Source organism: Rubripirellula lacrimiformis, from assembly GCF_007741535.1.
Lineage (GTDB): Bacteria > Planctomycetota > Planctomycetia > Pirellulales > Pirellulaceae > Rubripirellula > Rubripirellula lacrimiformis.
Genome location: NZ_CP036525.1, coordinates 693,529 through 718,129, shown reverse-complemented (window position 1 = coordinate 718,129; position 24,601 = coordinate 693,529). Strand labels below are relative to the sequence as shown.

At 56.9% G+C, this 24,601-nt stretch carries 6 protein-coding genes; 4 read left to right on the top strand and 2 right to left on the bottom strand.

What is annotated here, in order from left to right; genetic code table 11:
* The first annotated feature begins 158 nt into the window (after positions 1-158).
* Positions 159-20,618 carry a hypothetical protein gene (locus K227x_RS02510; RefSeq protein ID WP_145167924.1) on the top strand — a complete coding sequence of 6,820 codons (20,460 nt, stop codon included), beginning with the start codon at positions 159-161 and terminating at the stop codon, positions 20,616-20,618.
* A gap of 57 nt (positions 20,619-20,675) precedes the next feature.
* Here the strand turns inward: K227x_RS02510 and K227x_RS02505 are convergent, their stop codons facing one another.
* Entirely contained in the window at positions 20,676-21,203 is a 528-nt protein-coding gene (locus K227x_RS02505) for a hypothetical protein (RefSeq protein ID WP_246146452.1), read from the bottom strand.
* Between the two features lie 211 nt (positions 21,204-21,414).
* On the bottom strand, positions 21,415-22,020 hold the full coding sequence (locus tag K227x_RS02500; protein ID WP_145167923.1) for a hypothetical protein: 606 nt from the start codon (positions 22,018-22,020) through the stop codon (positions 21,415-21,417).
* A 206-nt stretch (positions 22,021-22,226) separates the two neighbouring features.
* On the opposite strand from K227x_RS02500, the gene K227x_RS02495 reads away from it, so the two are divergent.
* The 3 genes from K227x_RS02495 to K227x_RS02485 all read left to right on the top strand — a co-directional run bounded on the left by K227x_RS02495 (position 22,227) and on the right by K227x_RS02485 (position 24,558).
* On the top strand, positions 22,227-22,640 hold the full coding sequence (locus K227x_RS02495; protein ID WP_145167922.1) for a hypothetical protein: 414 nt from the start codon (positions 22,227-22,229) through the stop codon (positions 22,638-22,640).
* A 30-nt stretch (positions 22,641-22,670) separates the two neighbouring features.
* Complete coding sequence (locus K227x_RS02490) at positions 22,671-23,525, top strand: patatin-like phospholipase family protein (RefSeq protein ID WP_218933720.1); 855 nt, start codon at positions 22,671-22,673, stop codon at positions 23,523-23,525.
* Positions 23,526-23,622: 97 nt separating this feature from the next.
* Positions 23,623-24,558, top strand: coding sequence for a histone deacetylase family protein (locus K227x_RS02485; RefSeq protein WP_145167920.1), 936 nt, complete (start codon positions 23,623-23,625; stop codon positions 24,556-24,558).
* Positions 24,559-24,601 lie beyond the last annotated feature (43 nt).

Sequence of the window (24,601 nt, the reverse complement as noted above, 5' to 3'; positions counted from 1 at the left end):
ATGGATTTGGGATCAGCTTGATGAAGCTTGAACGTCTGTATCAACAGTTGCGAAACCGCCCTGTTGTCTCCCGAAGTGGTCACCCTGTTCGCAATCGCAGCACTCATCGAACTACCAGGGTTCGACGATCCCTCTTTGAAACTTTGGAACTGCGGCGAATGCTGGCCGCCGATGTTCAATTGACCGGCAATCGCTTGGTGGTCACCGATACGACCGGTGGCAACGATGAATTGTCCGTCGAGATCACTGGCGCGAACTATGTGATTTCGAACAACAGCACTCTGACCGCGATCGGTTTCACGGACACCGACCCCAGTGACAACACGGTCCAAGTGGCGGTCAACTCGATCACGGGTGTCGATCTGTTTGGGCAAGCAGGCAATGACACCTATCAACTGGGGGACGCTTGGGGCGAAGTCGTGATCGTTGACACCGGTGGCGGCGACATTGATTTGTCATCCGTCAGCGGGGCGCTGTCGTCGAATGCATCTGGCGGACAAAGCACGGTGCAAAAGTCCGGTGGCAACTCAGTGCGTTTTGCCGCGGATGGATCCTTTCACCTTTCGCCCACCGTATTCGATTCCACTGCTAGCATCACGGCATTCAACGATGGTTTGACCGCGATCAAGTCGATCGGCGATGACTTAGCGGAACACGACCGGATGGGTCAGACGCTAAGAATCCTGAATGGACAATCGATCGGTGACCTAACGCCGATCGGCGACGTCATGGATTCCGTCTTGGTTCAACCTGCAACCAATTACCTAGCCAGCACCGGCGCAGAGGATCCCGATGTGGCCGGATTGGTTCAGGCGATCAAGACAGCCGGAAACACCTACGCGGGAACGGGGACTCTTTCGTTCACACTGGACACGGTTGGCCGGATCGATGGCGATGTCACGACGCTTGATCTGCAATTGAATGCCACGCTGACTCACAGCGATGTCGCGTTGGATTTGGATCCGACGATCACCAGCCTGGATGGAACACTTGACAGCCTGTTGGTTCCATCGCGTCTAACCGGCGATGTGATCACAACGTTCGATTGGGATTTTTCGATCGGCATCGACGCCAGCGCTGCACCGTTTTTCTTTGCTGATTTCGGTAGCGACATCCAAGTGACCGCCGACGTCAACTTGACCGATGCGCAATTCGCGATCAATGCAGGATTGTTGGAACTCGAAGTGGGCGCCCACGGCCCCAGTTCCAGCAACAGCACGCTTCGCTTCGATGCCGACACCACGATCGACACCAGCGTGCTAGGAATGCGAACGACGGCCCAACTGCAAGCCGCCAACGGGTTATCCAGCCTGGTCGCCGACGCATCTGCGACGGCCAACGTGAACATGGACCTATTTGCAATCGCCAAAGATGTGTCCGGCGTGACAGATTCGGTGACAGGAACCATTTCCTACGCGGTCAACGAATTTGATTCGGCGGCCGCTGCGCTATCCGAAAATTTGTCGACACTGCCGATCAACGACTTTTTCAACCTCGACTCCGGATCCGTGTTCCAGGTGATGGAACAGGTCGGCGACTACCTGGATGCGCTCGGGCAAAAAGCGTTTCAGAACGAACGGATTCTGATTGGACAAACCAAGACCATTGGTGAATTGGCTGATGTCGAAACGTTGTTCCGCGACGAATTTCTGCGACCGATTCGTCAGCCCGGATACGCGGGGGGCACGCTGCTTGCAGATCTGATTGGCGACAGCGAGTCTTTGGGCACCAGTGTCGATGCGACCCCCGAATTCACGGTCCATCTTCGCAGTGGGTCATCGTTCGATGTCGATGTGGACGGCGTGACTACGGTCTCGGGCTTGACCAGCCGAATTGCGGCGGCGTCGCCCGGTGCATCCGTCTTCGATGTCGTAAACAATGCCAACGGAAGCTTGATGCTGGTCGACAAGAGCGTCGCCGTTGGAGACAACGATTTCGAGATTGTCCCCATCAAGGATCCCAGCGACGACGACTACACCTTCGCTTCTAAATTTGGCCTGACCCAGGGATCAGGTCTTCGCAACGTGACCGGTGACGCAGCACTGGACCATCTGATCGACGTTGCACCACGATCCTTGGCGAATTTCCAAACGCTGCAAGAGATGGTGACGCTGGCGACCGATTCTGCATACACGACGATCGGGGCGATGGCCTATGACGCCGCTTCGTCGAAGTTCACACTAACGGTCGATATCGAAAAGGTCTACGCGAATTCCGTCGACACACTGCTGTTGCCCGACTTTGGTTCGTTTACCGAATTGGCCACAACGAACACAGTGGATCTTGAAACACCAACGTTGACGCTGCATCTGCCGTTAGAACTAACACTGAACAAGATCGGTTTTCAAACGCCACTTTCGCCGTCCACGCAAGTCTCTGATTTGAATCAGGGCAACGGCATCGCAATTGTCGAAGGGAAAGACGACTTTCGGATTCACTTGGCTGACGGGACCAGCTTTGAAGTGGATCTGGACCAGAATCTTGCAGCCAAGACACTCGCTAGCTTCAACAGCGGTTCGGGAATCACGACATCCGGCGACTCAGCAAGCGACCTCAGCTTTATCCTGAACGACGGAACCGTATTCACCGTCGACCTAGACGCCAACATCGACTCCACCGGATCGGCTCCCGTCACCCTGGGCGAAGTCGTCGAAGCAATTGAAGCATCAGCCGCCGTGGCAGGAACCTCCGTCGCACCGTCGGGCGAGTCCATCAATCGGCTGGACGGGTTCGCAACTCTGGATTCGACCCGAGGCACGTTATCGTTGATCGATCCTAGCGAAGTGTCGAGTTCGCCTACGTTTGCGGTATCGGGAACAGCCGCGTCATCACTGGGCCTTCACGGATCGGCGAAACAAGTCAATTTGAACGGCGCCAGCGTCTATCGAATCGATCATTCGATCGTGTCGCTAGGCGATTTGATCGAAACGACCAAAGCCGCTGCGGTGGACACAGGATTGTCGGTAGCATCCAGTTCGTCGTTCGCTGACGATTGGCAATTCGACGTGCAAATTTTGGGCGACGGCATCGTGCTGGTCGACCGAACCGACGGTGGCGCCACGATCACCGTCGAATCGCTGAACGATTCAGGAGCGAAACAGGGCCTGGGTCTGGGTGGTGGGGCAGACGATCAGAACACATCCGCCGACGCCTTGCTATTTGACGGAAGCGGCGGCATCGTCCTACGCACCAACCAATCAAGCGCTCCTGACATCACGGTGTTGATGATGGACGGCTTCACCAGTTTTGGTGTCGACTTGGATGCAGCCCCCGCTTTGCAAACCATCGAAGACGTCGCCGATCGCATCGTCGACGCGGCTCGCGATGCACTGGTTGGTCGTGAACTTTTTGATTCGATCATTGATCCCAGCAGTCGAACGGTATCGTTGATTGGCCGATCCGATGGCACAACCCTGTCGACCTTTACGATCACAAACGGCGTGGGAAGTTCTGTTGTCGAGGACTTGGGGCTGTCGGTGTCAACGAACAACAACGTCGACTTCACATCACCCGTCGACGACGAACTTGCCGACGAATTCGTAATCGAGCTGAAATCGCCCTACAAAATCATTGGCGGCCAGGCGTTGCACGGCGACACCGCCGCCGCCCACTTGGGCTTTTCCGAAAGTGTCACGCCCACCATCCAATTCGAGGTTGGACTAGCCAGCACCGGCGGCAGCGGAACCGGCATGCATGGGCCTCTTTCGGTCGACTTCACGAACTTGGAAATCGACGCGGCAAGTTCCAATTTGGCAACATCGCTGACGTTGCAACCTGCCAATCTCAGTCAGCTGTGGACAGGTCTGGCTGCCCCATTCATCTGGTTGGTCGGGAACGAAGTCTCCTTTGACAACCCCTTGGATGTTCGCTTCGACGTTCGCCCCGAACCATCGGTGGACGGCGTCAGTGCGGGATTGAACACCGGCGTAACGGTCGCAATCGCCGACTTATACAACGTCCGCGACAACGTCGAAACCGTCACCGCAATGCTGGGCAGTACCGACGATGTGCAAAAGTTGCTGATCGCCACCGAAGAACTGTCAGTCGATGACGTGTTCGACTATCTGGAATCGGCTGGCGACTACTTGCTGACCCTGCAAACTCAATCAGAACTGGCCAGCCGTCTGCCGGGACTGTCGTCCAGCCTGGGCGACCTGTTCACCTTTGGCGACGCGTTCAAGGCGCGGGTACAGGAACTGCGAGATCTTCCCGATGACATTCGCCCCGGTTCGCTGCAAGAATTGAACGCCGCGTTGTCTGCCCCCATCGATGGCGCCACATTGACCGCAGGGCTGAAATTTGACGCGGCGACAAGCGAGTTGCAGATCGATCTAGACCTGAACCTGGATGCCATTTCGACAACCGTTCCCGTATCGCTAGACCTGACCAAATTGGGACTCGATCGCGAGACGCTGGGACTGCAAAAGGTTGCAGCAATTGTCGATACCCTTCGCACCAGCCCCGCCGATGTCACCGCCGACGGATCCGTGTTGGTTCAATTGGGCATCGACCTTTCCACCCCTGCCACCCCTGCCGCGTTCTTGGTCGGTGACAGTGCGACGGGATCAGGAACAGAAGCTTCGTTCGAACTTCGCGCCATCAACGACGATTCACTTCGATTCACTACGTTGCTGGGCAGTATCCCTGTCGAAGTATTGACGGGATCGTTCATTTTGGACGCTGATGGAAGCGAGACAACGTCCACCGCGCCCGCGACGTATGCAGTGAACCTGGAAAACAACGTTGCCATTGCGTCGGCAATCCTATCGGCAGGTGACGGCAACATCACCAGCGTCTCGATCAGCGGCAATCTGGATGCGACCTTTGACTTGGCGTTTCCTCAACAGGTCATCCCCAACGACGCGCCCAACACACTGCCCAGCATTTCGGTTTCGATCGATGATGTTCAGACACCCATCGGCAACAGCACGCTGACCACGAACTTGGTCGGCGGCAGTAACCAATGGCCGACGTTCGAAACCTTGACGCAAAATTTTTCGTTCGCCGATTCGATGGAAGGTTTCAAGCTCGGTTACTACGACCTGTTCACCAAACTAGACGAAGCGTTGGATGTGGCCTTGTTGGGCCAGGATCTTCCGCTGGTCCGCGATCAGCTAGCCGATGCGGCCGACTTCCTGACTCAGATGCGTGATTCGGTCTTTGACAATTTGAATTTGTACGGCAGTTCCATCTCTGCCGAATCGATCCGCCAATCGTTCTTTGACGCCTTTGGTCCCGGCGGATTCAATTGGCTGCAGAACGATCCATCGTCGGGCGATTCCATCGTCAACATTGACGATGTCACGGTGATCAATCAATCGATCACCGTCGGCGGACGCGAACTTGTCGTGGGCGTCGAATACAACATGCACTTGGCGGCGTCACCGCAATCGCTTGATGCACCGGTCGATTTGGACCTGTTGCTGCCGGGGCTCGGTTTGCAGATCGATGCGTTGGCCGACGTACAATTCGGATTCGATCTGCCACTGGCCGTCGGGATCAGCATCGCCGATGGCGTTTACATCGATGTGGATTCGATGGCGGATTTGGAGATCACGTTGGACGTGGGGCTGCCAACGTCCACGGTCTCGATGACAGGCGACCCGCGATTGACGTTCGCCAACCCGGCCGACGATCGACCCACGATGGTTCGCGAACGCGGCAACTGGACGCTAGATGGTTTTCAGGCGGGCCACATCATCACGGTTGCCGGTTCGGGTGCAAATGACGGTCGGTACATCGTTCGCGAGATCGATTCCGACGGACGAACACTGACACTGGAAGCGACCGATGATGCGTTCGTTCCGACCGCATTGGCAAGTGACCGCGTGTCTCCGGAAGGCCCCGTCAGCGGCGTCCACGTCACGGTTCAGCATATTTCGCAAACCGAGCGTCCGTCGCTAACATTCAGCGACGCGGTGGAAAGTCGAACCTACACGTTCCCCGAATTCACGGGTATCGCGCCGGTGACGGAACTGGTCGACAATCCGGACACGATCACGCGATCCACCGGCGACTGGCGAAACGACGGATTTCGCTTAGGCGACATCGTCTCGGTGACCGGAACATCGTCCAACAATGGCGACTTCAAAATCATCGCGATCAGCAATTCAGGAAAGACCATTTCGGTGGATTCCGTGTTGGTCAATGAAACCAGTGGATCCGCGTTCATCCGAAGCGATCAGACAACCGGACTTGCCGCCCGTATGGGCACCCTGCCCTTCCGGATTCAAAACCAAAACGCGGTTCCATCAGTGATCAGCGGCACGTTCACCGTCGACCTGATTGATCCATCGGTCATCGGCGGAAACGCCCGACTGTCGTTGAATGATTTGATTTCAGAATCACCGTTTCCGATTCGCCCGGTCGACGGCTTCACGGCGAACCCTCTGCCGAACCTAATGACGATCACTGAAAAATCCGGTGGCGAGTTCGTCGTCCATGATCTGTCGCTGCTCTTGCAAACCGACCTACCTGAGGGCGCCGCGTTCCCTCCCTATCGCATGCAACTGGACGTCACCGGATGGGATTGGGGGGTGGATGCATCTTTGCTGACCGAACTCAGCCCCCCCAGCATCGCTTTCAACAAGGTGCAGTTCGAACTGACTGGTTTCGTCCGAGATTTCTTGGGCCCCACCATCACTCGCACCAGCGTGGCATTGGAAGCGGTCGATCCGATTATGGTGTTTCTGCAAAGCGAAGCCTTGCCGATCCTGTCGTTGATCTTCGACACAACCACCTACGCCGACGCGCCCTCGGCATTTGGCGGCAAGGCCGAAACGGGCGACTTCACGGGAGCCGTGATTGCACTGCGAGCACTCGCTAACGGTGGCAAGCCATTCGAACGAGACGTGATCGGCGAATTCCTGGCAGACCTGTTGGGTGGATCGGGCGAATTCGACGATATGACTTTGGTCCCAATCCAAAAGTTGACCGGCGAATCCTGGATCGATCTTGGCAGTTTCCAAATCGATGCCACCGCAGCTCGTTCGTCTTCCGGTCGTCGCAGCATTGCGTCGTTGCTAAGCGGAGCCACCAACAACGAACGCGAACTGGGGAAACTAAGCGACGCGCCGATGCGATCGACAGGCAGCCCCGATCTGGTGTTCGATGGCACGACGATCACACGATCCAATGCATCGCACGACGGTTCCCTGAATTTCTCCAGCGGACCCTTTGGTTTGACGGTCTTCGTTTCGGCCTCTGGATTTGACACCACTGGATTCGTTTCCGGTGATGCCCTGTCCATCACGGGTGCGGGGGCGATGAGCGGCGACTATGAAATCACCAGCGTTGCTACCAACCAATTGACCCTGAAGGCCCGCAGCATTGTTCCGGCGCTCGCCTCGGGGACCCACAATGCGTCGCTAAAATCGAACGTGCAGACTTGGAACTCAGCCGGGTTCAAAGCAGGAGACCGGTTCGAAGTGAGCGGCGGCGCGAACGATGGGATTTACGTCGTGGCATCCGTGTCCGACACGGTCCTGACGATTGAAGGCCCTGGATTTACAACCACCGAAACGATCACCAAGTCTGCGGGCGCCGAGATTGTCATCGTGGATGCCAACGGAGATCGACAGGGTACGATTCTGGGCCAGATCGCTGGAATCGCTCGTGATCGCACCAGCACCGCCCGTGACGCAGCACAAAGCTTTGTGACGACCCAGCTGTTGCCCGGCTTCGATAAGGTCAGCGGTTTTGGCGGACTGTTGGACGCCAGCCTGCCGACATTCAGCGGCCTAGGAACGTTGCCCGATGTCACCATCGAGCCGATCAAGTTGCCGATCTTGGAGCATTCGTTTGGTCTGCTGCTTGGACAAACCCGTTTCAACGGACAAAGCGAAAGCGACAGCAACCTGCTGACGTACAGCACACCGGAACTGTCTTTGCGTCTGTACCAGATGTTCCCGTTGAGTTGGGAAAAGGTGCTAAAAACGTTGACCGGCAGCGGCTTGGTGGGAATCTTCGTAGGACGGCCATTGGACCGGGCGAAGTACGCTGTTCCGTTCTTGTCCATCGCCTTCGAAGCCAAAGCGGACTATGCGTTTGCGATGGATACCACCGGATTGCAGCAGTACGGGATCACCGGAAATCCGGCAGACATCATCAACGGATTCTACTTTGATGACTACGAAGGCGTCGAACCCAACCCTAGCGCCATCGGAAACGTCAGCGTCGGCGCAGGAAACCAATCCAGCGCGGGAACGGGCTTGGGCGCCAAAGGTGCGCAAACACGATCCGACGAACCACAGGTGCGGATCCTGGGTGGGATCGGCATGGGCATTGAAGTCGACCCGTTCCGCGTGGTCTTTGGCGGAGCGCTTGCCGAATTCATATCCGCATCGGCTGGCTTCGAACTAGCACTATTCGTCGGTCAAGATTTGAACTTTACCGATCCCAATGACGACGGACGAATTCGTGCCTACGAGTTTGATGCGTTGACCGACTATACCGTAAACGACACCGACCGCACCTATGACGGTGACGGAGTCGACGCGTTTGACAACGGAATCCGGATTGAAGTGCGTGCCGATGTGTTCGCAGTGGTCACCGTTGGCATCTTCCTGTCACAGAAGTCACCACCATTGGGACTGAAAATTTCGAAGAAGCTTTTCAGTGCTCGGATCAACGTGATCACGATCGGCTTCACCATCCCAATCACGTTCAAAACGGTCGGGTTTACAAGCCTGGGAACGGTCGCCGGTGACAGCCTAACTTTGGCTCTGGATGGGGGCGCCAACAATGTGCGCTACATTGGCGCGGCCAGTGCACCGGATAGCAACGGGCGTCAGAACATCACCGTTTCGGGCAACGGATACTCGCAGCAGTTCACCAACATCTCTAGCATTTTGGCGACCGGCGGCCTCGGTGACGACATGCTGTTGACGATGGATAGCGTAACGATTCCGGTCAATTACTCCGGTGGCGGCGGGAACGACATTTTGGTCGGCGGACGCGGAAACGACACCTTGCGTGGCGGCGACGGCAACGACCTGATCGACGGCGGGCTGGGAAACGATTGGATCCTTGGCGAAGCCGGTTTGGACATTCTGTTCGGCGGTGATGGACGCGACACGATCTCCGGCGGCAACGATCGCGACATCATCCGTGGGTGGCGTGATGACGATGAAATTGACGGTGGCGACGGAGACGATGTGATCGACGGCGGCACAGGATCCGACACGATCGACGGCGGAAACGGCATCGACATCGTACTGGGCAACGTCGGACGCGACACGCTTCGTGGCGGTGCCCAACGTGACCGCATCGAAGGTGGTCGCGGCGCGGACATCATCGAAGGCGGCGACGGCGACGACGTGATCTATGGTGGACTGGGCAACGACACCATCGATGGCGGCGACGGCAATGACGAACTGTTCGGCGAACAACACAACGATACGATCAATGGGGCGGCCGGAAACGACTCGCTTGACGGTGGTGCGGCCAGCGATCGTGTCAAAGGGGGCGACGGCGACGATCTGCTGAACGTCCGCGACGGCAATGACATCGTCGATGGCGATGCAGGCGACGACACCTATCAATTATTTTTCGTTGCCGGAAAAGCCGTCTCGTTCATCCAGGTGATCGATAGCGGGCCGGCCGAAGACACCGACATTTTTGTCGCCAACGGAACCCTTGGGGCCGACCAATTCTTGCTGCGTGCCAGCGTCAGTGGTGCCAACGCCTTTGTCGCGATGCTTTCGGATCCCGATCATGCATCGGACGATGCCGGTTACGACCCATCGGTCCAACGGATCAACTACTTGGGTGTCGAACGCATCATTGTCAACGGCGGCGTTGGTGATGACCGGTTCGCCGTGGATGACACATCGGCGGAAGTGACGATCAACGGCGAAGAAGGCAACGACACGTTCCAGATCGGGCAACTGTTCCGCAGCGAACGCAATCAAGTCGACGCCAACGTGTCGGTGGATGATGTCTTCGCGACGATTGAAACCACCCGTGGATTCCTGTCCAACGGCATCAGCGCGCCGATGACGATCAACGGTGGTCTGGGTAGCGACCGGTTTGTGGTCTTTCATAACAAGGCGGTTCTGTCACTCAATGGCGATGCAGGCGATGACAATTTCGAAGTCCGCGCCTTCGCACTGGTCGGTTCTCGCGAGCCCGAACGTGAACGGACAGACATCACCGGTGGTGCGGGTGCTGACCTTGTCCAGTACGCGGTCAATGCACCGGTCAATATCAACGGCGGCGACGGCTTCGACACACTCACCGTGATCGGAACCGAATTCGGCGACGATTTTGTGATCGCCAATACGGGTGTGTATGGTGCCGGACTGACGATCAACTTTACAAACATTGAATCGTTGCGAGTCGACGGGGCCGAAGGAAACGATCGCTTTTATTTGCAAAGCACCAACGAAACATTCATCACAGAACTGTTCGGCGGATTGGGCGATGACACATTCAATGCGTCGGGCGACACACCGCCGGTGGTCAGCAATGACTTGAAGGGGCACAGCGGTATCGTGACCAATAGCGTCACGTTTTCAAATGATGTGCGTTACGAAGATCTGAAGGTATACGGCGTTTCAGCCAACGTTGCCGACAACGACGAACCATTCGTGGTGATTCGCCCCAGCGGCGGATCCAGCATCATCAGCGAAACCGCATCATCGGATTCTTCGCTGATCGATTTCTATGAAGTCTTGTTGTCGCGGGCACCCCTGTTGGGCTTTGACGTGCTGGTAAAGGCATTGGCCCCGCTGCCGAGTCCCGATCGCCGCGAGGTCGGTGCATTCGCATTCCGATTGACCAGTCCTGCACCGGGCGCGGACGAAAAGGCGGATGGGTCGGTCGTCACGCTGCGCTTCACCGCCGACAATTGGCAGATCCCGCAACGCGTCGAAATGCGAGCAGACAATGCGGTGCAGGTAGACACTGGTCGACTATTCACGCGTCCCGAATTGTCACAAAGCGTCAACTTCACGTACAACGACGATGCCTCCGAAGGCCAACAATCCGGCGTCATCAATCACTTGGTCGTGTCCGCCAATTCCAGCATCGAAGGCAACCCGATTTCGGTCAACGGGAGCCCGACGATCACGATCGACACCGATCGTCCGTTCTACGAGTTCCTGGGCGAAAGCATTCGCGTCACCTCGGCCGACGAAAGCACCATTCAAGACCGACGGATTCTTGGCGCTCGCTTGGTGGACGGGAACATGGTTCTAAGCGTGGATCGGTCATGGCTGGCCGGTGCAGGAGTCCCCGACACGACCAGCACGTTCTCCATCGATCTGGACGGCGCACCGTTGACCGGCCATCCACTGGCCGCCGCCAATGCAACGATTGCAATCACGGACCCGTTGGATCCGCTGAATCCATTCCTTGATACTGCGGACGATCTTCTGGGCCGCCAAGTCACGATGGTGGACGGATTGGGCACCGGCCAAAGCCGCTTCATCACGGGGGCCGATGGAGTCATCGCACTGACGGGTTCACAAACTGGCATCTACACGAGTCGCCCGGCCTCGTTTGCACTCGATTTAACCGAAGGCAACCAAAAGGTCGACGTCACTTCCGGTGCCACCCTACGCCTATTTGTCTCGGGTGACTTCGATTACTCCGGCGAAAACTTGACCGCCACGATCGACGGGATCGACCGGGCCGTCTTGTTCAGTGGTTTGGACGGACGTTTCTATCAGCAGATGACGGCCTCGATCGAACTATCGCAGGCTGAACTGCAAACCATCGTGGATGATGGGCAAATCAACCTGACCTTCACCGCATCGGCGCACGTCAACAATTTCGATGCTCACTACGGATCTTCGTCGTTGTCGTACGGTTTGCAGTTCACTGTGAATGCCGCGACCGCAGATTTCAACAAGGGTGTGCTGCGAGATCTAAGCCTGACGCTGGATCGCGGCTGGAATGTTGGTGATGTTCCCGATGGAAACAGCCAGTATCAAATCCGCATCGACGACTCGCTGATCGGCAAGGTCACCGGCATTGATGAAACGCCGACGGGGTTGCCCGTCGATCCAAGTTTCCCCGCCGAACTGGACACGCGAACAACGTTCACAGACACCAGCGTGAACTTCGACGATCCCGCATTCGGCCCCGAGGGACTGCGTGGTGCGACGCTAGAGATCGTTGGCGGACCGGGTGCTGGACAGCAACGATTGGTGATCGCATCGATCAATAGCACGACACTGATTCTGAACGGTGGTTGGCGCACGGATCCCGTTGCGGGCGAAAGCCTATATCGGATCGCGCGTTATGACGGATTGGCCGTTGCCAGTGTTGGGGTGGAAGTCAACGACAACGACGAGGCCGGATTGATCGTCGACCAGACCAAGGCATTCGATTCCGCAGTCGCCGGTTCGGTATCCGAAGATTTCGACACCGTTACTGCGGTGATCGAAGGCGGTGACGGAGACCATCTGGGCGAGCAAGAAGTTGTTCAGGTTCGGCTTTCGCGACAACCGACATCCAGTGTCACGGTGACGCTGGAATACGACGGCATTCAACTGTCGCTTCAGAACTTGGACTCTTCGCCGATCCCCACCAACCAATTGAACTTCACGACAACGAATTGGAACACGTACCAGACCGTTCGTGTCACGGCGCTCCATGATTTGATTCGCGAAGGGTTCCACACCTCCTTGATCACGATGGTGACGACATCTGCGGATGTCGATCAATCGGTTACGCACACCGACAACTTTGTGATTCCGATCAACGAACCTGTTGAATTCGTCGGTCTAAGCCACCAACCGTCGTCCATCGCAGCGGTGGTCTACAACGGGCAAACCCTATCGGCATACGACGCATCCACCCATCCGGGAACACCGGCGATGCCGGCCTGGGAATCGGTTTCGAACAAGATCGTGTTCCGTGCTGGCGACGATTTCGCCAGGGTTCTGGGCAGCGACTTACATGTCACCTACCAATTTACCGATGCCGGCTTTGACGCCACGTTCACGCAGCCAATTTTGGTTCGCATCAGCGACGCCGACGCACCGACCGTTTTGGTTCGCGAGAGTGGCGGATCCACGGACGTTGTCGAGGGTGCCGCATCGTTCATGGCGATTGAAGTCTCTGGCACAAACTTCAGCAACGATTCATTGGTCGGTCGCATCGTGACGGTGGCCGACGGGACTGGTTTGGGCCAGACCGCGACGATCACAGGCAACACCGCGACGACCATTAGCATCGATCAATTTTGGAGCGTCCAAGTTGACAACACCAGCAAACTGACGTTGTCCAACGAAGTCCCCACCGGGCTGTCCACCTTCGGCAGTGTGACCGGCAACATCGCTACCCAGTTTGCACGCGAAAATCATGCGATCCAATTGGTCGCCGGTGCGACCTACCAGTTTTCACTTGAAGGATCTCACACCGGGGCTGGCACGCTTCCCGATCCGTACTTGTACCTGCACGACAATAGCGGTCGCATTCTGGCCGCCAACGACGACAGCGGGGTTGGCCTCAATTCAAGCATTGCATTCACACCGCAGACGACGGGCAACTATGTTCTGGCCGCGGCCGGCTATTTCAACCGAACCGGCACTTACACGCTGACATCTAGCTTTTTGTCGGACATCCCCGCGTCCATATCCACGCCGGCTCGCTTGCAGGCCCCCGGTTCGACCGTCAACGAAATCAATTCGTCCGGTGACCAGGACTGGTACGCCGTCGATGTTTCGGCGGGCAACGCATACACGTTTGACTTAGTTGGGTCGGGATCGCTAACCAATCCGTTCCTGCGGTTGCTGGATTCCAGCGGCATCTTGATCGACAGCAACGACGACATCACACCCGGTGTCGACCAGAACTCGCGGATCACCTTCACCCCAACCAGCGATGGTGTCGTGTACGTATCGGCACAGGGATTCGAAACGCAGACCGGCACCTACACGCTGACCAACTCCGTGACGCCCGTCGAACTCATCGTCAGTCGAACGCTGATCGAATCTTTCGCGTTGGACGAATATGAAGTCGTGTTGACGGGCCGACCCGATGACGGCAGCGGCAACGGAACCGGCATCGTACAGATCACGATCACACCCGAAATCACCAAAACGACTCGAACCGGAGGCGTTCGCACCGACGCCCAGCAAGTCGAGGTCTACAACCTGGACGGGTTGCCATCCGACCGGGTCGCCGTCGACCCATCGAATCCGGAAAACTTGATCGTCACGTTCAATGAAACCAATTGGGACCAACCCGTTCGCATCGGCGTGCGAGCCATTGATGATGCGAAAGTCGACGGTGGTGACACCAAAGTATTCGCCAACGGTCCCAACACGGTCAGCGAGATCCTGGGGCCGGTCATCATCGACGGTGGCGGCGGCGACGGATCGCTAGAAGGACTGGGCCAGCCCGAATTGTTACCTGGCGAAACGAACGTCAAAGAACGCACCGGCGATGTGGATTCGATCGCTGATACCAACGTCACGCTGCAAACGCTGACGGCGATCGAGTTGGCCGGCATCGGGATCGCGTCGGATCTAAGCAACGTGGGGATTCTGATCGGGAACACGATCGAGGTCGTTGCGACGGAGCCGACGGTGGATTGGCAGGCCGAATTCCCGACCGCAACCGTCGGCAGTTCCAAGGATCCATTGGTTGGGCGTTTCCGATTGATCACCGACGCCACAATCGTTGATGGAAAGATTTCGCTGACGATCAACGAAAGCTTTGGAAGCCGCCAAGCGTTGGTGAAAAGTTACGCGATCACGTCCGAGAGCCTGAACTTCTTTGTGGACGAATCCGACTCGGTCGATTTCATGTTCGTTCACGACGAGGACAGTCCCGCCGACAGCACCGGCTATCTGACCGCGAACCGCATCTGGGGGCTGAACATGGGTCCCGACATTGCAATTGGCGGCCGCTTGCAAGCCGGCGGCATCCGCTATGGCAACCTGGAAGTGCTGCAGATTGATTTGGGCAGCGGCAACAACGATTTCCAAGTCCTTGGCACTCATAGCCGCGGCGATGATGTCGCCACACCGGACAAAGACGAAAGCTTCCAAACATGGACGTTTTTGAACACCGGCAACGATGTCTTCTGGGCACCGACGAACCGTCAAGGCGACGTCGTGAACGTCGCAGTGAACCACGACGACGAAGTCTCATTTACAGGCACGACCACCGGCGGATCGAATCCAACCCCCACCGCGTTTGCGAACTTAGTTGACACCGGCGCGTCGTTCGGATCCGACAACGGCTTGGCAGGCTACGAAGTCACGCTGACCAATTCGGTCGGAACGGTCCAAACGCGAACGATCCTGGGCAATACCGCAGACACGCTAAGCATCGACGGGCTGTGGGCTGAATTGCCAACCATCGGCGACACCTATGTCGTCACCAACGCGGCCGACGGCGCGATCGCGATCAATACGCAAGGTGGCGACGACATCATCGACGCCAGCGCATCGAACCGTGGAATCGTCGTCTTCGGCGGACAAGGCAACGACACGATCATCGGCGGTGCCGGCGAAGACATCCTGTTCGGAGATGAAGGGCGGGTCGATTTCTTTGGCAAAGACGACGAGTTTGGCAACCCGCGAATCGTCACCCGATTAGGAAGTGCTCCGGAACCGATTCTGGGCAGTGCGACCGGTGACTTTGGCGTTTCGACCACGTTACGGGACGCCAGCGCCGCGTTCCCATTGGCCGATGATTTCGACATTGGACTCGCTGGACTTTACGTCGACATCAACAACGGAACGGGGTACCTGGAAAAGCCACGGCTAATCACGGGCAACGACGCAACCTCCCTGATGATCTCGCCCGAGTTCACCCAGTCATTGGACTTGACCAGTGAGTATCGAATTTCGACGTTTCCAGAAGACCAGACCGACGGGATCGTTCGTGATGCCAACTTGATTCTGACGGTCAATGACCTGCAGGGCGGAAACGACGTGATCAGCGGCGGTGCAAGTTCGGACCAAATCTTCGGTGGTGCGGGAAATGACGACATCAACGGCGAAACCGGGAACGACATCATTCTGGGGGACACAGGGACCATCAATCGCGACGCAGTGGTCATCAGCGCTCGCGTTGTCACCAGTGCACTCAATCGGGTTCGCACCAAGACTCCCGAAACCGGCGGCGACGATCTACTTTCGGGCGACGACGGCAACGACATCCTGTTCGGAGGCTTCGGCACCGACTATGTGAACTACGACCGCAGCGAGAATCCGCTGGCAGGCGAATCAGGCGACGACATCATCCTGGGCGATGGTGGACAAGCCGATTTCGACACAACAACCGGCGTTGCCATTCTGGCCCGGATCGAAACCAACGAACCCACGTTCGGAAGCACCGACTTCATCACTGCTGGCGATGGCGAAAAGATTTTGTTCGGCGGTGCCGGCGACGACGTGCTGTTGGCCGGTGGCGACGCAGCACCCGACATCATTGTTGGAGATGAAGGGATCGCAGTGTTTGATCCGGCGACCGGAATCCACACCAGCATCACGACCAAGACGCACACAATTGGCGGCAGCGATACGATCACCGCCGGCAACGCCATCAACTTTCTGCTTGGCGGCAGCGGCAGCGACACGATCACCGGCGGCGATTCGCGGGACGTGATTCTGGGCGACAACGGAATGATCGACTTTATCTTCTTTGATACGGACGCGACTTCGGTTGATCGCATCATCACCGTGGATCCAACCCTCGGCGATGCTGATACGATTCTTGGCGGTGACGACAACGACATCATCATCGGCGGGACCGCTGGCGACACGATTGGTGGCGATGGCGGACATGATGTGATTTTTGGCGACCACGCCGAAATCGACTACTCGCGTCCTACCGATCGCAACGTCATTAGCCGATTCATCACGTCGGCCGATGGCGGCGGAAACGACATCATCACCGGCGACGGAGGTGACGATTTTGTCTTCGGCGGACAAGGCGACGACGTCATCAACGGTGGCGATGGACAAGATGATTTGGTCGGTGGCCACAATGTGATCTTCGGGGCCGACGGCAATGACACGATCAGTGGTGACGCCAACAGCGATGCGATCCTGGGCGACAACGGATTGATCTCTCGAATCCTGATCAGCACACAGTTGGGCACTTGGGAAAACTACCTAGCCCCGTTCGATACGATCGTTGTTCGTGATGTCCAAGCCTTTGACGATCGCGACTTGATCCAGGGCGACGACATCATCCACGGCAACGCCGGGATGGACGTTCTGGATGGCCAGCGTGGGGACGATGAAATTCATGGCGGCGACGATGATGACGAAATCATCGGCGGACTGGGAACCGACACGCTATTCGGCGACGCTGGGCAAGATTTCATTCTTTCCGATGCAGGCCAGATCCTGCGTGACCTGCGCACCGATGGCACGCCGCAACTGAACAGCGACGGGACTTGGCACCGAGATCTGATCACTGAGTCGATCGGCCGCGTGACCAACATCATCCCCATGGGCCCCGGTGGGTTGGCTGGATTGCCGACCGATTTGGCGGATCAACTTTTGGCAGCCGACCGGATCGTCTTCGGCGGCGTCACGCTGCCATCCGGATTCAAGAACGTTGAATTCTTCACACGCCAGTGGGAAACCACCGCGATCTTGATCGACCTGAACTCCACCGCGAACGAATCGGCGGGTGATGATGTGGTCGATGGCGGCGATGGCAACGACGTGATCCTTGGCCAGCACGGCAATGATACTTTGGGCGGCGCAGGCGGCGATGACACAATCGTGGGCGATCATGGTATCCACGTCGCGCCCATGGAAACCGACTTGCCACAGATGGTCGATGCAATTCGTTTGATCGGTGTCGCGGCAGGCGCGGAAACGTTGTCGGGCATTGAACTTGTTCTACCAGCGTTCGGACACGTGATCGTGCCGGAATTTGTCGGCGAACCCGATGGGTTGGTGACGCATCTACCACGATTCGACCGCGTCACGAACGTCAATGCGGAAATCGCTCGCATCGCCAGCGAAGACAGTTTCATCACCAGCGTCGACCTGCGAATCAATCCATCGATCGTGGTGACTGCTGGATTCGCCGGCCACACCGACGTGTTGGACGGAAGCGACACCATCACCGGTGGCGACGGATCGGACGTATTGGTGGGTGACAAGTTGATCGTTGCCAGCGACCTACAGACCGGTATCGCCCCGATCCAAGCATCGCTGGATCGTGCGACCGCAACCGTCGCGGCGACGCTCTACGCTTTGGAAGGACTCGCACTGGACCGCGACGTGGTTCAATACGAAATCAACGGCAATCCGGTTAACGAACCAATCATCACGATCGGCGGCGATACGATCCATGCGGGTGACGGAAACGACACGGTCGTTGGCGACAACGCGGTCTATCGTTTGCCAGCCACACACATATTGCCCGGTGGTGGCACCCCATCGCAAAACGCGATGGCGCTGCAAGCACAGTTTGCTGATTTAGAAACCATCGGGGATGACGCGGCCTATCTGATCAATATCGCGCACCTTTCGATCATCGACACACTGTTGGCCGATGCGGCATCATCACGCCCCGGATTGCCAGCGATCAATGCGGCAACGGCGGACTACGTTCAGCATCATGAACTGGTCATCGGCGGTGATTCGCTTCGCGGCGATGACGGTGATGACTTGATGCTGGGCGGCGACACGATCTTCTCGGCTCCATTGGTTACCGGGACACTGGGCGACTTCCCTGCGTCGGTTTTGGCCGACGGGCTGGACACCGACAGTTTGAATCTGTTGTTGGACCAGATGAACGCTGCTGCGGCAGTTCAGTCGAACGAGTTGTCGACACGACGCGGTGCGCGGGTCATTCGCATGGCTGAACAGCTGTCACTGCGAACATCCATCAATCGAATTGCGTACGTTCCCGGTTTCGACCGCAGTCTTGACAACGACATCATCGAATCAGGTACTGGCAGGGACGTCGTCGCAGGCGGCGAAAGCGTGATTGTTTCTCCATTGGTTCTAACGGCCCCGACAACCCAACTAGAACTTGATGACCTGGACCGACACGTCGAAAGATTGATCAACGAGATCGCTGCGAATGATCGCACCAGTGCACCAACCAGCTTCGATCATCACGTCGCCCGAGCACGACTTGCCGAAGCGGGAACGGATGCATTCCTGCCCGCCAACCGACATGGTGCGATCGCAGGTCAATGGAGAATCGACAACGATGCAATCGAAGCGGGCGACGGCGACGACATTGTGATCGGCGACAACGTTTCCATCGTTTCGCCATTGATGGTTGATGATCCCGCACGTCAAGTGACCCTGCGGCGTTCGACGTATCAGATCGGATACCTCGAAGACGCGATGAAAGAGTTCTTGGACAGCGCGGCGCTTGCACACGTCAACGTGCAGTTGAGCGAAGACACGATCAGCGGTGGCGAAGGCAACGACGAATTGCTTGGCAGCGTCGGCGATGACGAAATCGATGGCGATGCCGGAGACGACACGCTCCGCGGCGGAAACGACGACGACTCGCTTCGCGGTGGATCGGGAAATGATGTCGAACGTCGCGACGGCGGCAACTATCCCAACCTGGACCTGGGCAACGCGATCGGAGCGTTCCGTTTTGAAACAATGCCCCAGTTGACCAAGCAACTGTTGCTGGACGCTGCTGCTGGCGCATCGACGCCTGCTGATTGGATCAGCGATACCGCGGCGAACGGGAACACCGGCACGGAAAACGGCGACCCGGACACCCCGTTAGCCCCCGTTGCTAGGAATGTCGAGATCACGGGCATCGATATCGTTGTGCCTGGCCAACCGGTTGTGTTGGTGGCAACCACGACCGATCTGCCGGTGACAGCCATCGCACGGTTCCTGTGGGAAGTGAAAGACGCCAACGACAACCTGATCGCCGTGGGATCGCTTCACGAATTTGAATTCATTCCGACGGTTTCCGGGACCTACACAATCACGGTCATCGGAACGGATACCGAGAACGGACAGGGCGTGGACACCCACACGTTGACCGTTGTCGATACGCGATTGATTCCCGATGGGGACAACCCCGGCCAATTCATTTTGGTGTTGGGCGGAACCGAACTGGACGATGACATCCGCCTAGACGATGTCCGCAACCAGCCCCATTCAGTCGAAGTACGCTTGGGATCGGGACGCAACTCGCTTCGAACCATCTATCAGGACATCAGCCGCATCGACATTTTCGGTGGTGACGGCGATGACCATCTGACGTCGGACCGAAGGCTTACGATTCCACTACGCATCTTTGGTGGCGCGGGCAATGATAAATTGCGAGGCGGCGCCGCGGGTGACTTCCTGGATGCAGGGTCGGGCGACGACAGTGTCTATGGACACGGTGGAGACGACGTGCTGATCGGTGGCCTAGGGGCCGACCGACTGCATGGCGGTTCCGGCGACGATTTGATGATCACCGGTTCGCTGCGTACGGCTGTCGGTGTCAACGATGCAGCGGCTTTGACCAGTCGCTGGATCGATACCGGCACAACGGTCGCTGACCGGATGGCTGATCTGTTGGCCGATCTTACCGCAACGCGGGAAGGCGACGGAGTCGAGGACGAGTTCGACGGTGATGACGGCCGAGATTGGATCTTTGCTCAAGCCATCGACGACAATCGACGCCTTCGATCCGACGATGTGCTGGCATCGTTTTGAAGCAGCGATACGGCGAAGCCCAGCGATTCCCACGCGATTCACCGGGCCCACACGTGATCAATCACGTTTTCCGGTCAACTTTTCTCGTTCGTCCCGTTGGGACTCGGAAATCATCAGGGGCAAAAACGGAAGTTCGATCAACAGAACCAACAGCAGCGCGACGGCGGCACCGATCCCCAAGACTGCCGAGTCAAAGAACGCTGCTGCGATGACGAAGGTACCGAGCATCAGGACTCCCAAAATCTTCAAAGCCATTGCGATGCCGGCCGTTTCGACGTCCGCTTCGATCTCACTTTGGCTGATCTGCGTCTGATGAGCTTCCCGCAGTGCCGAAGCTCGTGATCGACGTTCCAATTCGTTCACGATGATCAACCCAGCAGCCAATATCGGCACCGGGATGGCAGCAAGATAGGCAGCTTGTCGGTAGAACAGAAACAGCAGAATCGTTGCCGCAATGAATGCGATCAGCAGCGCACGAGTGCCGGTACGCAAATGACGCGATATCACATGCGCATCCGGTTCCCCAAGATCGGGTTCGTTCGTTTCGTTGACAGCGGTGCTTCTCTGATCAATACGAGTGGCCATGGTTTCCATCCTAATTTCAAAGTCGTTTTCAGAAATCTTAGAATGCAACTACGGTGCCAATCCCTTGGAATCGATCGCACCGAAGTGCTTCACCCTCGTCCATGACCGTCGGACGACCCGCGACGCAAGTCGACCGTTACCGGAAGAATTGCGTGCAGAAACCCCAGATGTGAGATCGCACTTGAACGATCATCGCAGCGTGAATCACGCTCTACTGCGATGCTTCGGGAGCCTCCAAGTCACTGAACTGGGTCCTGAGTGAGGTGAAACTGCGGCTATACCCGTCGGCATCTCCGAATTCACAAAAGAGGCATTGGCGTGCGTGACATCCTTTGACGTGCTTGGCGTGTTTGATCGGGCACCAATACTGTTCTGTCCGTGACGCGATTTCGCGTGCGTACGCTAAAACGCCGTTGCCGTAGCCACAGTAAATGCAATTGATTTTTTCAATCACGTTTAAATAGCCCAGCAAATGTCGGTCGATAACGACGTATTCGTCGCGGCGAACTCGGGGAATCCGATAGATGGGAAAGCAGGTCCATTGGTACACGGTCACCAGCAGGTCCAGCAGTGAAATCGGTATCAGCAACGAATAGATCACCGGCGCCGTGGCGAAGGTAAGAAACGAAGATTCGCGAATGGTCCGCCACGCTCGTTTAGCCATGATCTTGTGACGCCGCCGCACATCTGGGCGAAAGAATGCCCGCCCATGTGCGATTTCGAACGGCAGATCTTGCTTCGTCTGTTGGATTTTGTCCGAAACGGCGCGCTCCAGCTCGTGAATCTCCTCCAACAAAGAACCCAAATTTTTGGACATCAGCTGGAATACCTCGTGCCTATGAACTTGGGGTGTATCGAAACTTGCGAACACAATCGAACGGCTTTGGCAGGACGTCTTTCGGCAGCAATCAGCTCTCTCTTGGTTCCTGTCCCCAAGCGAATCCGGTTCCGTTTGGCACGTGTGTTGCTTTTCTTATTGTCCGAAAACAAGAAACCGCCCGATAGCCCCAAGGAACTGGCACGATGAACGTGAAGACACAATCAGCCGCTGAAACCCATGCAGACCACCGTCACTGGCAAAGCGATGTGGCGTGTTGGCAAGACGATATTCAAAATTGGCGAACAGAACACTCAACCGCGCTGGTTCAATTGCAAGAAACCATGCAACGCATCCAAGATCATGGAAAGTCTCTAGAGAGCCACGCCAACACACTGCTGGCACTCGAAGAAAGCTTAGAGCATCACGAGAAGAGCTTGGCGGCGTGCCTGAAGGATAATCCTGAAAATGTCGCCGATGATCCGCTGAACGCCCAACACGCCAAGCAGGCACAACTACACCAAACTCAGCAAGAGGCTCATGAACGCATCAAGAAACACCACCACACCGCGATGGCGCAAGTGGCGATTCTGAAGGCTGCCTTGGAAGCGGCAGTCTAGGGGTCAATGAACATCGAAAAGCAAAAGACTGTGTCACTGGTTTTGGGCAGTGGCGGTGCCCGCGGGCTTGCACATATCGGAGTGATTCACTGGCTAGAGGAACACGGATACCAGATTCGTTCCATCTCGGGATGTTCGATGGGGGCTTTGGTCGGTGGTGTGCATGCCGCCGGAAAGTTGGACGAATACGAACAGTGGGCACGGGCCATCACCCGTCTGGACATCGTCACTTTATTGGATGTGGCGTGGAGCAGAACGGGGTTGGTTCGCGGAGACCGCATCATCAACGCTTTGGCCGAACTGGTGGGTGACCAACAGATCGAGGACTTGCCGGTGCCGTTCACTGCGGTGGCTGCCGACGTGAAACGACAGCGAGAAGTTTGGATTCAATCAGGTCCTCTATTCGACGCCATCCGCGCGTCGATTTCGTTGCCGATCCTGTTCACCCCATTCAGACGGCACGGGGTCGACTTGATCGATGGCGGTGTGTTGAACCCCATGCCGATCGCACCAACCTTTCGCGATCACACGGACATGACCATTGCGGTGGACGCGGGCGGATCGGTGGATGACCCGATCGACCCAAAGACGCAACTGCCGCTGGAAAAGACGGCTCCGTCATTGATTCGAGATCGGCTACAGGGATTCATTTCGCAGATGAAAGAATCGCTGGGAAGCTCGGGCGAACAAGAGTGGGCAGCGTTTGACGTGGTCAACGACGCGTTCGATGCGATGCAATCCACGATCGCGCGATTGAAAATTGCGGCATCTCCACCGGACAAGGTGATTGTGATCCCGAAAAACCGGTGCAAAATGCTGGAGTTCCACCGCGCCGACGAATTGATCGACTTTGGTTACCAACAAGCGGCCCGCACGCTAGCTTGATCCTCGGCCAACACAAACGAAAAAGACAAACACTTGAATCGGAACCAAACACTGCAGAGAGCGCTGCGAGGGCAGCAATGGGGAAACGTTTAACCAAATGACACTGTTCTACTACAACCCGGTTTTTCAAGAACACGTGACGGGCGACCACCCCGAAAACGGGGAACGCATTCGCGCTGTCGTTCGGCACCTGAGCTTTGTCGGACTCGATGCAAGTTGTCGCCGTCCATCATGGCAGCCTGCGTCGGTCGAAAGGCTTTGTTACGCCCACACCCTGAAACATGTGGAATACGTCCAACAATTCGCAACCAACGGTGGCGGATTTATCGAAGAAGACACCGTGGTGAGCGAGAAATCGTACGAGGTCGCTCGTTTGGCGGTGGGCGCGGTGTGCGATGCGGTGGAACGAGTGGTCCGCGGCGAAGACAAAAACGCATTCTGCCTGGTTCGCCCACCTGGGCACCACGCGATGCCAGAGCACGCGATGGGGTTTTGCTTGTTCAACAATGTCGCTGTTGGTGCCCGGGTCGCGACGCGAGAATTGGGCGCTGAACGAGTTTTGATCGTCGACATCGATGTCCACCACGGAAATGGCACACAAGCAATTTTTTGGGAAGATCCGCGCGTCGCGTACTTCTCGATTCATGGTTCCCCTCTTTATCCCGAAACCGGATCGGCGACAGAAATCGGCGCCGGTGCGGGAATCGGTACCAACTTGAATGTGCCGATCCGACAAGGAACCACGAGAGAAGAATTGCTAAAAGTTTTTGAACGTGAACTGAAATCTTTTGCAAACGATTTCAAGCCACAACTGGTTCTGGTCAGCGCTGGCTTTGATGCTCACAAGGACAACCCGGTCGGTTCGCTGGGGCTGGAAACGCACGACTATCAAGCAATCACTCGTGCGCTTCTAGATGTCGCCAACGAACATGCCGACGGAAAACTAGTCAGCGTGCTCGAAGGAGGCTACAACCCACACGCCCTGTCGGACTGCGTTACCGTTCATTTGGAAGAACTGCTAGAAGAAAACTGACACACTACGCCGCGAACCAACTAGCGTTCAGCGACTTTGGCCA